Annotated in this window: 12 protein-coding genes; 6 read left to right on the top strand and 6 right to left on the bottom strand. The window is 69.6% G+C overall.

The features are described from left to right. Positions 1–11: 11 nt before the first annotated feature. The 4 genes from ACK5NO_RS04895 to mtrA form a co-directional block, all read right to left on the bottom strand. Positions 12–743: a ComF family protein gene (locus ACK5NO_RS04895; protein ID WP_416811553.1), complete on the bottom strand. Its 732-nt coding sequence runs from the start codon at positions 741–743 to the stop codon at positions 12–14. Between the two features lie 92 nt (positions 744–835). Continuing rightward, entirely contained in the window at positions 836–2,563 is a 1,728-nt protein-coding gene (locus tag ACK5NO_RS04890) for an LpqB family beta-propeller domain-containing protein (protein ID WP_416811552.1), read from the bottom strand. After that, complete coding sequence (mtrB, locus tag ACK5NO_RS04885) at positions 2,560–4,227, bottom strand: MtrAB system histidine kinase MtrB (RefSeq protein ID WP_416811551.1); 1,668 nt, start codon at positions 4,225–4,227, stop codon at positions 2,560–2,562. Before mtrB ends, ACK5NO_RS04890 begins: the two co-directional genes overlap by 4 nt. Then, positions 4,224–4,907, bottom strand: coding sequence for an MtrAB system response regulator MtrA (mtrA, locus tag ACK5NO_RS04880; protein ID WP_416811550.1), 684 nt, complete (start codon positions 4,905–4,907; stop codon positions 4,224–4,226). Before mtrA ends, mtrB begins: the two co-directional genes overlap by 4 nt. A gap of 97 nt (positions 4,908–5,004) precedes the next feature. Here mtrA and ACK5NO_RS04875 point away from each other — a divergent pair, with 97 nt between their 5' ends. From ACK5NO_RS04875 to ACK5NO_RS04855, 5 genes are read left to right on the top strand one after another with little or no spacing between them, the layout of a single operon-like run. Next, positions 5,005–6,234, top strand: a complete 1,230-nt coding sequence (locus ACK5NO_RS04875; RefSeq protein WP_416811549.1) for a hypothetical protein — start codon at positions 5,005–5,007, stop codon at positions 6,232–6,234. A gap of 4 nt (positions 6,235–6,238) precedes the next feature. Next, entirely contained in the window at positions 6,239–6,868 is a 630-nt protein-coding gene (locus tag ACK5NO_RS04870; RefSeq protein ID WP_416811548.1) for a DUF4129 domain-containing protein, read from the top strand. Then, positions 6,865–8,070 (top strand): DUF4350 domain-containing protein, encoded by a 1,206-nt coding sequence (locus ACK5NO_RS04865; RefSeq protein ID WP_416811547.1) that lies wholly within the window; start codon positions 6,865–6,867, stop codon positions 8,068–8,070. The genes ACK5NO_RS04870 and ACK5NO_RS04865 overlap by 4 nt, the downstream gene beginning before the upstream one ends. Then, positions 8,067–9,158: an AAA family ATPase gene (locus tag ACK5NO_RS04860; RefSeq protein ID WP_416811546.1), complete on the top strand. Its 1,092-nt coding sequence runs from the start codon at positions 8,067–8,069 to the stop codon at positions 9,156–9,158. The genes ACK5NO_RS04865 and ACK5NO_RS04860 overlap by 4 nt, the downstream gene beginning before the upstream one ends. A 4-nt stretch (positions 9,159–9,162) precedes the next feature. Then, positions 9,163–10,455, top strand: a complete 1,293-nt coding sequence (locus ACK5NO_RS04855; RefSeq protein ID WP_416811545.1) for a DUF58 domain-containing protein — start codon at positions 9,163–9,165, stop codon at positions 10,453–10,455. A 60-nt stretch (positions 10,456–10,515) separates the two neighbouring features. Here the strand turns inward: ACK5NO_RS04855 and ACK5NO_RS04850 are convergent, their stop codons facing one another. Beyond that, the gene (locus ACK5NO_RS04850; protein WP_416811544.1) at positions 10,516–11,511 is read right to left on the bottom strand and encodes a stage II sporulation protein M; all 996 of its coding nucleotides are present in this window, start codon (positions 11,509–11,511) and stop codon (positions 10,516–10,518) included. Between the two features lie 41 nt (positions 11,512–11,552). Between ACK5NO_RS04850 and ACK5NO_RS04845 the strand changes: the two genes are divergently transcribed. Then, positions 11,553–12,380, top strand: a complete 828-nt coding sequence (locus tag ACK5NO_RS04845; RefSeq protein WP_416811543.1) for an RDD family protein — start codon at positions 11,553–11,555, stop codon at positions 12,378–12,380. A 114-nt stretch (positions 12,381–12,494) separates the two neighbouring features. On the opposite strand, the gene ACK5NO_RS04840 is transcribed toward ACK5NO_RS04845, so the two are convergent. Further along, positions 12,495–13,423: adenosylhomocysteinase (locus ACK5NO_RS04840; protein ID WP_416811542.1), on the bottom strand; the 929-nt coding region annotated here is incomplete at its 5' end.

Below are 13,423 nucleotides of genomic sequence, written 5' to 3'. Positions count from 1 at the left end.
GTCGTCTGATCTCAGCCTAGCCCGGTCCGCAGACGGGCGCGACCACGATCCACGAACGTGGCCGTGAGGGCGCCCGCCACCACTGCTCCGCGGCCCTCCAGGGCCGCCACGCACGCGGCGAGGGTGGCCCCGGTGGTCAGCACGTCGTCGACGATCACTGCGGCCGCGCCGGGCGCCGCCGCGCAGCTGAGCGCCCGGCTGGCGTCCCGCCACCGCCCCCTCGCGGACCTACCGCGGGATTCTCCAGCGCCGATGCGCAGGCACCGCTCGATGCTGACGTCAAGGCCCGCGGTGCTCAGGCCCTGTGCCGCGCCCAGCGCGAGGATCCACGGCAGGTCAACGCCGCGCCTGCGCGTCGACGCGCGCCGTGCAGGAGCGGGCACCACCGCCACGCGCGTCACGCCCACCTCCCGCAGCGCCTGCCCGGCGTGCAGGCCCACACGGCACGCAACCTCCCGCATCCACGCATCGAGGTCGCGGCGCGCGCCGTCCTTCCAGGCCGCCACGACCCCCGCGACGGGCCCCTCGAGGGCGGCCGCCGACCACACTGGCAGCGACGGCTCGTCCGCACGGTTCACGCGCGGAGCACAGTCCTCGACCCGCACGGGATCGGTCCACCACGGTGCAGCGCACGCCCCGCACAGGCGCACGTCCTCCGCGCCGCACCCGGGGCACTCGACCGGCACCGCGAGGCGCGCGAGGGTGCGCGCGAGGTCGGTCCACGGCGCGGGCTTTCGTGCCATAGGGTCCAGCTCACACCACAGTGCCTCGCGGCGCTACAGGCCTGCCCCGCACCTGGGGACCGCGCGTGGTGCCGGGCGGCCTGGGGACGACCTCATCCCGAGTAGGCGATCTCCGTCACCCCTGTCGCGACAGGAGCCCACGAGGACCCCGAGCGCTCCTCCACTCGACCCTCGAGGTTGACCGCGAGCAAGGTGGCCTCGCCACTACGCACCGCGAACTCCACGCCGTCGCGGATGGTCGACACCACGGACGTCGCACCACCGGCCTCGATCGACCACAGTGGCGTGGGCGAGCCCTCGACGAGCTCGCCCAGGACTCCCACGGTCGTGGTGTCCATCCACGACACATCCACCCCCGTACCCACGCCTGCGCCCATCGCGATGGGCTCCCCCACTCCAAGCGGAACGCCGTTGCTGTCACGGACCAAGGCGGCGACCTCGACCACCGGCTGTCCGCCGGCTCGCGACACCACCGCCACCCTCGCACCGTCACGCGAAACGGACAGTCCCATCACGGTGCGCGCCTTGAGCCACTCGGTGGCGAGTTCGGTCACGGTGCCGTCGGCAGCGATGGCGACCAAGCTCGAGGGGTCCGCAGTTTCGGAGGTCCACACGTAGCCGTGCCTGTCGTACGACGGCGTCACCAACGACGTTCCCTGATACCGGGTCGACGTGAACGCTTGCCCCTGCGCAGGTTCGAGTTCTCCGTCAACCTCGACCAGTGGCGGGTCCTCACCCGCGAGCGCATCGGACACCACCAAGGTGCCCTCGTCGACGATGAACGCGACCTGGCCGCCGAAGGAGCGCGCGAGGCCACGCGAGTCCGATGGCACCGCGCCAGATCCCAGCGGGGTCGCCCGCATCACCGTGCCGTCCCACAGCCCCAGCCGTCCCTGCACGATGGTGGCCGCGAGCGCATCAGGGACGGGCGCAGCCGCGAGGGTCAAGGCACCCTCCTGCGCAAGTTCGAGGCCCCCGATGTTGACCTCAACGCCCGTGACCGTCGGCAGCGCCGTCAGCGTCAGGCGCATCTGCTCGAGCGCGAGAGCGCGTTCGTCCGCCGTACCGGCGGACTGGGCGGACAGATCTACGGTCGCCACGCCATCGGTCACCACGACGGACTGCACGGCCAGCGAGGCCGCGGCGGGGAATCCTGTGAGCACCGCGTCGGCAAGCCACGACGACGGACCCTCGATCAGTTCGCGTGCCGCCGCCGTCGCGATGTTGTTGTCGGGAAGCCACCGCACCTCTGGCACGGCGGTCGTGCGGTCCGTCGTGGCGAACACCAGGTCCACCGACCGATAGAACCGGTTGAAGTTGGCCAAAGAGATGACCACGCCGTCTTCGAGTTCGCTGATGCGCCACTGACCGTCGGACTGCTGCTCGAGCGTGAACGCGATCTGAGCGACCTGATCGTCGGCGGCATCCACGCGTCGACCGGACTCGTCGATGGCCGAAGCGAGGGCAACCTCGTAGGTGGCGAGCGCCGTCGGCTCATCCCACTCAGGCGTCACGGCGCCCGAGTCGTACACCAGCGTGCGCGCACCGGGATCCCAGAGCGCCGCCGCTTCGTCGGTGAGGAACTCGCGGGCGACATCAAAGTTGGTGGCCACGCCACTGGCCGAGGCGGCGAGGAATCCCGTGACAATCGCCTGGGGATTGTCGGATTGCTCTGGGCCTTCCTGAATGGGGACCAATGGCTCGACGGGCGACACGTCTGCGTTGCCCTCTTCGACTGGGCCCTCGGTAGGAATCGACGCACAGCCAGCCAGCAGCAGTGCCGCCGCGGCCAGGGACACCAACGACCTTGTCAGACTCATGGGGCCACCTCCGCGTTCTCGCCACCGCCGTCATCCTTGGGCGGCCCACCGTGGTGCAGGGCCACGCGCGGGCCCACGTGCTCGAACTCGCTCTCGCGCAAGACGAGTTTCAGGGGGGCGTTGTGCCCGAGCCCTTCCGAGGTGCGCGGAAGCAGCATGCGGAAGCTCGCGCCCTTGCCCGGCGACCCCCACACTTCGAGTTTGCCGCCGTGCAGCGTGGCGTCTTCGCGCGCGATCGACAATCCCAGTCCCGTGCCGCCCATGGTGCGGGCGCGGGCGGCATCGCCTCTCCAGAACCGGTCAAAGACGCGGTCCACCTGGTGGGGGGTCAGTCCCAGCCCGTAGTCGCGCACCACCACCGCGGTGCCTCGTCGGTTGGAGCGCACGGCGATGTCGACCGGGCTGCCCTGGCAGTGTTCGATCGCGTTCGACAGCAGGTTGCGCACAATGCGGCCCACGCGCGGGCGGTCGAACGACGCGGTGTTGGGCCCCGGCGCAACGTGCAGGCGCAACTCGACGCCCATGTCGGCGGCGATCGCGGCGACGGCCTCGACCTCGTCCCTGACCACGTCAGCGAGATCGTGCTCCTCAAACTCCAGTTGAGCGGCGCCAGCGTCGATACGCGAGATCTCCAGCAGGTCGCTGAGCAGCGCCTCGAATCGGTCGAGTTGATTGGACAACAGTTCGGCCGAGCGCGCCACGTGCGGGGGGAAGTCCTCGCGGGCGTCGTACAGCACGTCGGAGGCCATCCGGATGGTCGTGAGAGGCGTGCGGAGCTCGTGCGACACATCGGACACAAAGCGGCGCTGCAAGCGCGACAGGTGCTCCATGCGGGTGATCTGCCGCTGCAGTGACTCCGCCATCTCGTTGAACGTACGTGCGAGCGTCGCCATCTCGTCCTGACCGCGGACGGTCATGCGCTCGGACAGACGGCCCTCTGCCAGGCGCGACGCGACACGCGCGGCCTGACGCACGGGGCGGACGGCCTGCGCCGTGACGAACCATGTCATGACCACGACGAGACCAACGAGCACGCCCGCGCCGATCGCGAGCACCTGCTGGATGAGCGCAAGCGTGGCCTGCTCCTCCGCAAGCGAGTACACGAAGTACAGCTCGTACGGTCCCGCGAGGGGGATATCGAGTTGACTCCCGACGACCACGCCGGGCGACCCCGACTGGGGCAGTTCGACGAACTGCCACGGCTGCGACAGCCCTGCGCTCACCGCGTCGCGCATCTCGTCGCTCACCACAAAGCGCAGGTCCTCCGTGGACTCGCCTATGGTCAGCGGCACCGCAGAGGTGTTGTCAGGGCTGCGCAGCATCACCAACCCGCGGTTCACGCCACCCAGTCCGCGCAGTTCGAGTTGCAGGTCGTAGACGAAGGACTGCAGGTCGGCAGCGTTCGTGGCCGTCGTCGTGTTGGCACGATCCTGCGCGGTACTCGCGTCCCGAGCACTCTCCGACAGCACGCCCTCGACTCGCTCGTCGACCAGGCCGTCGCGAATGTCAGACGAGACGTACGCCCCAAGCAGCGCCACCGTGCCCAGGCCGACCACCAGGGTCGACACCACCACGCGCAGCGACATGGAACGCATCCACCGCCGCAACGCCCGCTGCAGCGGCGCGAACAGGACGGCGCCTACCGAGCGCGCCGTGAGTCTCACGTCTGGTGAGCACCCGCCTTGTAGCCCACACCACGCACGGTCTGGATGATTTCCGGGTTCTCAGGATCGCGCTCAATCTTGGCGCGCAGCCGCTGAATGTGGACGTTGACCAGCCGGGTATCCGCGGCGTGGCGGTAGCCCCACACGTCCTCGAGCAGCACCTCGCGCGTGAACACCTGCCCTGGGGCGCGCGCCAGGGTCACCAGCACGTCGAACTCCAAAGGCGTGAGCGGGATCATCTCTCCCGCGCGGCTCACGCGGTGCCCGGTGACGTCGATTTCCAGGTCGCCGATGCGCACCACCGCGGGCGCGGAGGCGTCATTGCGACGCAGTCGTGCGCGCACCCTCGCGATGAGTTCGCGCGGCTTGAAGGGCTTGGGGATGTAGTCGTCTGCCCCCGACTCCAGTCCCAGCACCACGTCGACCGTGTCCGACTTTGCCGTCAGCATGATGATCGGCACCCCGGACTCCGCCCGGATCTCGCGGCAAATGTCGATGCCGCTCTTTCCCGGGAGCATGAGGTCAAGCAGGATCACGTCGGGCGCGAGGTCGCGAAAGGCCTCCAGCGCTCTGTCGCCGTGATCACAGAACACGGGCTCGAATCCGTCGCCGCGCAGGACGATTCCCGTCATCTCCGCGACCGCCGGATCATCATCGACCACCAGGATGCGTGCCGTCATGGCCCCATCTTGCCATGCAGGTTCGCGCATCATGCCTGAAGACTCTCGGCATCGTGCGCGCGCCGTGGCAGGATAGGCGCGTCAAGGAGGAGGCGAAGTGACCGACAGCACGCCGAGCCCACAGGGGGGCGACCACTGGCAGGCCGATACGCGCGTCGCGGGGCCCGCCGCTATTCCCGAGCCGCCCGTCATGCCCGAGGCCACGCCGTGGACCGCTCCGGGAGCCGCACCGACTCCTCCAGCGGCCGCTCCTGCAGCCGCTCAGCCGGCACCTGGGCCAGCCGCCCCCGCTCCAGCGCCTGGCCTGGTCTACGGGCCCACCGGCACACCGGTGCCGCCGCCACCGAGCATGGGCCACGCAGCCCCCACCTACCGCTCCTGGCAGCCGGGCATCATCCCGTTGCGGCCTTTGAGCTTTGGCGACTTCCTCGCGGCTCCGTTCAAGGCCATGCGCTACAACCGTGCCGTCATCCTGGGCGGGCCTCTGCTCTTCACCATCATCACCGCGATCTTGTCGGTGACGGCAGGCTGGATGGTCTTCAACGACGTGCAGTTGTTCTCGTCAGAGGCGCTGCCCGCATGGGACAACATCAACGTGCAGACCATCGTGATGGTGGTGCTCGCGGTGATCTCGCTGCTGCTGACCGACGTGCTGTGCGGTTCCATCGTGGCGCCCGGAGTCGCACGCGCGGTCATGGGCGAGCGCGTTGGCTTGGCGGTCGCGTGGCGTCAGATGCGGGCACGCCTGGGCTCGCTGCTGATCCTGTACGTGCTCGCCACGCTCGCCTACACCTTGTTGACGCTGATCGTGATGGTGCCGCTGCTGTGGGGACTGATCGCCGGCGATAGCAGTACCGGCGCCATTCTGGTGACCTTGCTTCTGGTGTTCGTCGTGCTCGTCCCCGCAGGCCTGTTCATCACACTCGTCCAGGGACTCGCCCGTGCCATGGTGGTGCTGGAAGACATCAGCGCTTGGGCCGCACTGGGGCGCCTGACGCGCCTGGTCAAGGGCCGGTTCTGGTGGTCGATGCTCATCATCTTCGTGACGATGCTGCTCATCAACATCGTCGCGTCGGTGCTGCAATACGTGGGGCAGATGGGTGCAGTCGTGGCCGCCTTCACGGCCCCGGACAACGGCTGGGTTCTCGCCATCGCGTTCTTCGTCGTGTACGGCATCGCCTTCGTGGTCTCTTTGGTGCTGACGTACGCGTACATGGGGTCCGTCCACACCCTCATCTACATCGACCTGCGCATGCGACACGAGGGATTCGACCTCGACCTCGCCCGCGCCGCAGAGGCACGCGCGACCGCTCAGTCGGGCCGGTGAGCGCGTGCTGCTGAGCATTCCCGTCGACCCCGACGCCGAGACCGCGCGCCGGTGGGCCGAGGACGAACTAGCCAAGCCCGAGTACCGCGAGAACTCTGGCGGACTGTCGCTCCAAGCCTTCTGGGACTGGCTCGACCAGCTCCTCGCACGGATCGGCGACATGGGCGGCTCGCTCGGGGTACCAGGCGCGGTCGTCGTCGGGATCATTGTCGCGGCGGTGCTGGCACTCGTGATCTGGCTTGTGCTGGGCCCGCTGCGCCGCTCGCGGCGTGGCGCAGGCGGCCTCGGCGTCCTCGACGACGACGGGCGATCGTGGCAGGAGATACGCGACAGCGCGCGTGCCGCCCAAGCGGCGGGCGACTGGGATCTCGCGGTTATGGAGTGGCTGCGTGCCGTCGTCCGCCTCGAGCTCGAGCGCGGCGCCATCCTCGATTCCCCCGGCGTGACGGCGCGAGAAGCCGCCGAGCGCATCGGCGCGGCTCTCCCCGCCCTTGCCCAGGCAGTCAGGGCCGATGCGCTCGCGTTTGAGCAGGCTCGCTACGGTTCCGGGGGGCTCGGCAGCACTGACGCGGCGCATGCCGAACGCACGTTTGACGCCGTCGAGCGACGTCGAGGCGCGGCGGTTCCCGCATGAGCACGACCGCGCCGCTGCATCAGGCAGTCCCTCGCGACGACGTCGTGACGCAGGTCCGCAAGCGACCCTTCGGGCTGGTCGTGGCGCTACTCTTCGTCGCGTTCATCGGCCTCATGGTCTGGACCTCGCGCCCCGAGGACACCACGCCGTTGTCGACCAATAACTCGACCGAGGAGGGCACCCGGGCGCTCGCGCAGATTCTGCGCGGGCAGGGCGTCGAGGTGCGTCAGGTGGCCACCATGTCCGCCGCCCGCATTGCGGACCCCGCCGCGACCACGCTCGTGATCGCCGACAACGACTCGATGATGGACTACCAGCTCGAGTCGATCGCGGACTACCCCGGCGACCTGGTGCTGATCGCACCCGGACAGATGCTGCTGGACGCGCTGGAGACGGAACTCAGCGTGGGCTACAGCCTCGACACCTCCCCCACGGCCGCCGGATGCGACGACCCTGACGCGCAGGCCGCCGGCGAGATCGAGGTGCTCGGCTCGAGCGTGGCGGGCGACCCTGTCGGCGCGCTCACGTGCTTCACCAACTCCAGCGGCGAACACGGCTACGTCGTCATCGACGACGGGGGGCGGCGCATCACCCTCCTGCCCGCATGGCTCACCGTGACCAACGCCCACCTCGCCGAGCGCGGCCACGCGGCGCTGGGCCTGCGGGCCGTGGGGCGCCACGAGACGGTCGTCTGGTACGTCGCCGACATGTTCGACCCCACCTCCCTGACCTGGAACGGCTCGGGCACCGACGGGGCAGCGCCGCCCAGCGAGATCGAGGCCAATCCCGACTTCTTGCCCCCCGGCACAGGGCCGATGCTGTTTGTGCTCGGCCTCGCCGTGGCCGTGGCCGCCGTGTGGCGAGCACGGCGGTTTGGCCCGCTCGTGACGGAACCGCTGCCCGTCGTAGTGCGGGCCTCGGAGTCCACCCGAGGGCGCGCCCGCTTGTACCGACGTGCGCAGGCCAGTGGCCGCGCGGGCGCGGCGATGCGAGCGCGCGCAGCCACACGCATGGGCCGCCGACTGGGCGTGCCCCGCGCTGCCGACCGCGACGCACTCGTCGCAGCGGTCGCACGCGCGAGCAGCCGCAATCCCCGCGACGTCGATGCGCTGCTCTATGGTCCCCACCCGTCCGACGGCGCCGCCTTCATGACGCTCGTCGACCAGCTCGACACCCTGGAAAGAGAGGTCCACCGACCGTGACCGAGAATCCCCAGTACCGTCCCGACGCCGACGGCGGCGCCACCGATGCTCCCGCAGCCGCGCCTGAGGCCACGCCTGCGACTGAGACTGCGACTGAGGCCGCTCCGGCGCCTGCGCCTGAGCCCTCGTCGGCCCCGGGCGCGCAGGCACGCACGGCCCTCGCGAGCCTGCGCGGCGAGGTTGGCAAGGCCGTCGTGGGCCAAGACGCGATCGTCACCGGCCTGGTCATTGCGTTGCTGTGCCGTGGCCACGTCCTCCTCGAGGGCGTGCCAGGAGTGGCCAAGACCCTCATGGTGCGTGCGCTGTCTCACACCGTGGGTCTGGACTTCAAGCGCGTGCAGTTCACGCCCGACCTCATGCCTGGCGACGTGACCGGCTCGCTCGTGTACGACGCGCGCACCGCGGCCTTCTCCTTCCGTGAAGGTCCGGTCTTCACCAACCTGCTGCTGGCCGACGAAATCAACCGCACGCCTCCCAAGACGCAGTCGTCGCTGCTCGAGGCCATGGAGGAGCGTCAGGTCACGGTGGACGGCCAGTCTCGCCCCCTGCCCGAGCCGTTCATGGTGATCGCGACCCAGAACCCCGTCGAATACGAGGGCACCTACCCGCTGCCCGAGGCTCAGCTGGACCGCTTCCTCATGAAGCTGCCCGTTCCCCTGCCTGCGCGCGAAGCCGAGGTCGAGGTGGTGCTGCGCCACGCTGCCGGCTTCTCCGCCCGCGACCTGCAGGCAGCGGGCGTGCGCGCAGTCGCCACTCTCGCGGACCTCGATGCGGCCCGCGAAGCCGTGGGGACCGTCGCCGTCGCCCCCGAGGTCGCCCAGTACATCGTCGACTTGTGCCGGGCCACCCGCGAGGCGCCGTCGGTGTCGCTCGGAGCCTCGCCTCGTGCGGCCACGGCCCTGCTGTCGACCGCGCGGGCGTGGGCGTGGATGCGGGGCGGCACGTTCATCACCCCCGACGACGTCAAGGCGCTCGCCGAGTGGACCCTTGGACACCGCATCCAAATGCGGGCCGAGGCCGAACTCGAGGGCGTGACGTCGGCCGCAGTGCTGCAGTCGGTGCTGGCCTCCGTCCCCGTGCCTCGCTGAGTCCATGTACATCACCGGATGGACCGTGCTGCTCGTCGCGCTGGGCGCCGTGCCAGCGGCTGTGGTCCACGAGCGCACGTTCGCCTGGCTGTGGGTGATCGGCGTGCTCGCGCTCGCGTGCCTCGACGCGCTCCTGGCGGGCAACCCGACCTCGGTGGGGGTGCGGCGCTCGACCCCTGCGTCGGTGCGGCTCACCGAATCGACCACGCTGACACTCGACGTGGCCAACCTGGGCCGTCGCTCGCTGCGTGGGGCGGTCCGTGACGCCTGGCAGCCCTCGGTCGGCGCCGAGCGCGATCGCCACAAGTGGCGCTTGGCCGCAGGCGAAAGCACCCGCGCCCGCACCGTCGCGCTCCCGACGCGCCGTGGCGACCTGCGCGCGGGCCCGGTCACTGTGCGTCTCGAAGGGCCGATGCACCTCGCTGGCCGTCAGCGCTTGATCGATGCCCCCGCGACACTGAGGGTGCTGCCCGAGTTCGCCTCTCGCAAGCACCTGCCGTCTCGCCTGGCACGCCTGCGCGAGATCGACGGCCAGACCGCCGTCCAACTGAAGGGTGCGGGCTCGGAGTTCGACTCCCTCCGCGAGTACGTCATTGGCGACGATGTGCGCTCGATCGACTGGCGTGCCTCCGCGCGCCGGGCGGAGGTGCTCGTCAAGACCTACCGCCCCGAGCGCGACCGCCGCGTGATGATCGTGCTCGACACCTCACGGCTGTCGGCGGCGCGGGTGGGCGACACGCCGCGGCTGGACGCCTCCATCGAGGGCACGCTCCTGCTGACCGCGCTCGCCACCAAAGCCGGCGACCGAGTCCAGGTGACGGCGTTCGACCGCGTCGAGCGTGCGCGCGCCTTGGGGACCTCAGGTGCGGCCGTCATGCCGCGCTTGGCCGACGCCCTCGCCACCGTCGAACCCGCATTGGTCGAGCCCGACTGGCCCGCCGTGGCCCGCCTGGTGCAAAGCCGGATGTCTCAACGCTCGCTCGTGGTGTTGCTCACGACGCTGGACCCGTCAGCGGTCGACGGCGGCTTGCTCGATACCGTCGCGGCCATCGCCTCGAAGCATGCGGTGGTGCTCGCCTCCGTGGACGACCCCGACCTCGCGGTCCTCGAAGCGGGTCGGGAGGATCTCCAGGACTACTACGCCGCCGCCGCGGCGGCGCGTAGCGCGCTCGAGCACCACGCCATCGGCGCCCGCGTCAGGGAACTGGGCGCTGAGGTGCTCACCGCTCTGCCAGACGACCTTGCCCCCGCCCTTGCGGATCGCTACCTCGCGCTCAAGGCGTCGGGACGGCTCTAGCCCACCCCCGCATCGGCCCTCCGGGATGATCCCCGAGCGCAGCGCGCGAGTGACGTCCGCTCAGCCGCGCACGGCGGCGGCGTCGGTGGCGAAATCGCCCTCGACGTCGCCCGTGACGTCGGCCCTCACGGCATACCGGCCCACCACGAACACATAAATCCAGAACGCCGCAAACGCGAGTGTGCCAATTACGATCTTGATGGGCCAGGGCAGGTATGAGCCCGTGACGAAGCCCTCGATCAGCCCGGAGATAAACAACGCGGCGACCAGCCCGATCCCCACGCTGACGGTGACCCGGCCTTCCTCGGCCAGCGCCTGCATCCGGGTGCGATGCCCGGGCACGAGCATCGTCCAGAACAGGCGTAGGCCAGCGCCTGCCGCGACAAAGACAGCGCTGAGCTCGAGCAAGCCATGGGGGATGATGAGCTGGAAGAAGATGTCGAGCAGGCCAGCCTCAGCCATCACCGCGGCCGCCACGCCCAACTGAATGACGGTGTTGTACATGAGGTAGGCGGGATAGATCCCCGTGATCCCCAGCGCGATGCACTGCAGCGCAAGCAGCCCGTTGTTGGTCCACACCGACGCGGCGAACGAACTCGAGTCGTACTCGTAGTAGTAGTTCGCGAACTCCAATTGCGCGACCGCGTCGCGCTGTTCGGGACTGCCGATGAGGGCCAGCGCCTCGGGGTGCGTCACCGTCCACCAGGCGCTCAGAGCGCCCAGGCCCACCACCGCGAGAGCGACCGCCACACCCCACCAACGCACGCGGTACATCGCGGCTGCCAGGCCGAGCGTCAGGTAGTGACGGATCCCGCGCACAGACATTTCGTGAGCCCCGGTGAGCCACACGCGGGCATTGGCCAGGGTGATCGACAGACGCGTCACCAGGCCCGGCTCCGGCGCTGCGGACCGCAACGCGGACAGGTCGCCGGAGGTCGCCTGATACAGCCTCGTCAGTTCGTCGGCCTCCTCGCCGGTCAGCGAGCGGCGACGCGACAGCTCCTGAAGTCGATCCCACCGCGCTTGGCGCGCTCCGGCAAAGGCGTCGATGTCCACGCCGCTACGATGCCATACAACGGCCGGGCGAAGGGGGAGGTATGGATACCGTCGAGGACGAGATCCTCACAGGAGAAGGCGTCGCGCTCAGCACGGGCGCCGCTGCGATCACCAACCGCATGCTGTCCGGACTCATCGACCTCATCGTGTACGGCTTGCCGTCGATGGCGCTGCTGTACTTCCTGACTGCAGCGACCATGTTCGCCAACGCGGCGGCTCAGCGCGCCACGGCCATCGCAGCCATGGTGATCACCCTCGTCATCGTGCCCACCATCGTCGAGACGCTCTCGAGGGGGCGCTCCGTCGGCCGCCTCGCATGCGGCCTGCGCGTGGTCAGGGACGACGGCGGGCCCATCTCGTTCCGCCACGCCTTCATTCGCGCGCTGACGGGGCTGGTCGAGATCTTCGGCACCTTCGGCATCCTGGCGATCACTGTCGCGGTGCTCAACGCGCGCGCCAAGCGTATTGGCGACCTGCTTGCCGGCACCTATGCCATGCGAGTGCGCGGGCCCAAGCGCGCCCTGCCACCCATCGAGGCACCACCCCACCTGGTGACCTGGGTGTCCGCCGCTGACATCCTGCGCCTGCCCGACGGTTTTGCGCTCACGTGCCGCATGTTCCTGGCGCGGGCGGCCTCGCTCCACCCCGGCTCCCGTGCGCGCCTGGGCACCGAACTGGGCGCTCGCATGGCGGAGTACGTCTCTCCCCTGCCGCCGGAGGGCACCCACCCCGAGCATCTGATCGCCGCCGTGCTGTGGGAGCGTGGGCAGCGCGAGGCAAGCATCGAGCAGCGCAGGGCCGTGCGCGCCGAGGACGAGGCCGCGCGAGTCGCGCGCCTGCCCTACGGCGTGCCCGACGCCGTGAACTAACCCCCACCCCCCACCCCCCACCCCCCACCGGTCAAATGGATCCATTTGACCGGAGCGGGCGGCCCTCTTCGCGTACCAAATGGATCCACTTGACGGGAAGGAGGGGGGCGAGAGTCAGTAGCGGTAGTGCTCCGACTTGAACGGGCCGTGCTGAGGAACGCCGATGTAGTCGGCCTGCTCCTCGCTCAGCACCGACAGGCGCACACCGAGCGCGTCAAGGTGGGCCCGCGCGACCTTCTCGTCGAGCACCTTCGGCAGGCGGTGCACGCCCAGCGGGTAGGCCTCGAGGTTGACCCACAGTTCGATCTGCGCGAGCACCTGGTTGGCAAAGGACGTCGACATCACGAAGCTGGGGTGACCCGTCGCGTTGCCGAGGTTGAGCAGACGGCCCTCGCTCAGCACGATCACGCTGTGACCGTCGGCAAAAGTCCACTCGTCGACCTGGGGCTTGATGGGCTGGTGCTTGGCACCAGAGCGCGCCAGGCCAGCCATGTCGATCTCGTTGTCGAAGTGGCCCACGTTGCCCACAATCGCCTTGTCCTTCATGGCGGCCATGTGCTCGACGCGGATGATGTCCTTGTTGCCCGTGGTGGTGATGAAGAAGTCGGCGCGCTCGACGACGTCTTCGATGCGGGCCACCTCGTAGCCGTCCATCGCGGCCTGCAGGGCGCAGATGGGGTCGACCTCGGACACGATGACCCGGGCACCCTGGCCGCGCAGCGCCTCTGCGGCGCCCTTGCCCACGTCGCCGTAGCCGGCGACGAACGCGACCTTGCCACCCATGAGGACGTCGGTGGCGCGGTTGATGCCGTCGGGCAGCGAGTGACGGATGCCGTAGCGGTTGTCGAACTTGGACTTGGTCACCGAGTCGTTGACGTTTATCGCGGGGAACAGCAGTTCGCCGCGGCGGAACATAGCCTCGAGGCGGTGCACGCCCGTGGTGGTCTCCTCCGAAACCCCGACGATACCCGCGGCCATGCGCGTAAAGCGCGTGGGGTCTCTGGCGATGGAGCGGCGAATGACGGCACGCATGCCCTCGACCT

The organism is Demequina sp., from assembly GCF_047975725.1.
Classification (GTDB): domain Bacteria; phylum Actinomycetota; class Actinomycetes; order Actinomycetales; family Demequinaceae; genus Demequina.
Note: the sequence above shows the minus strand (reverse complement) of the source record. Positions and strands in the feature narration are given on the sequence as shown.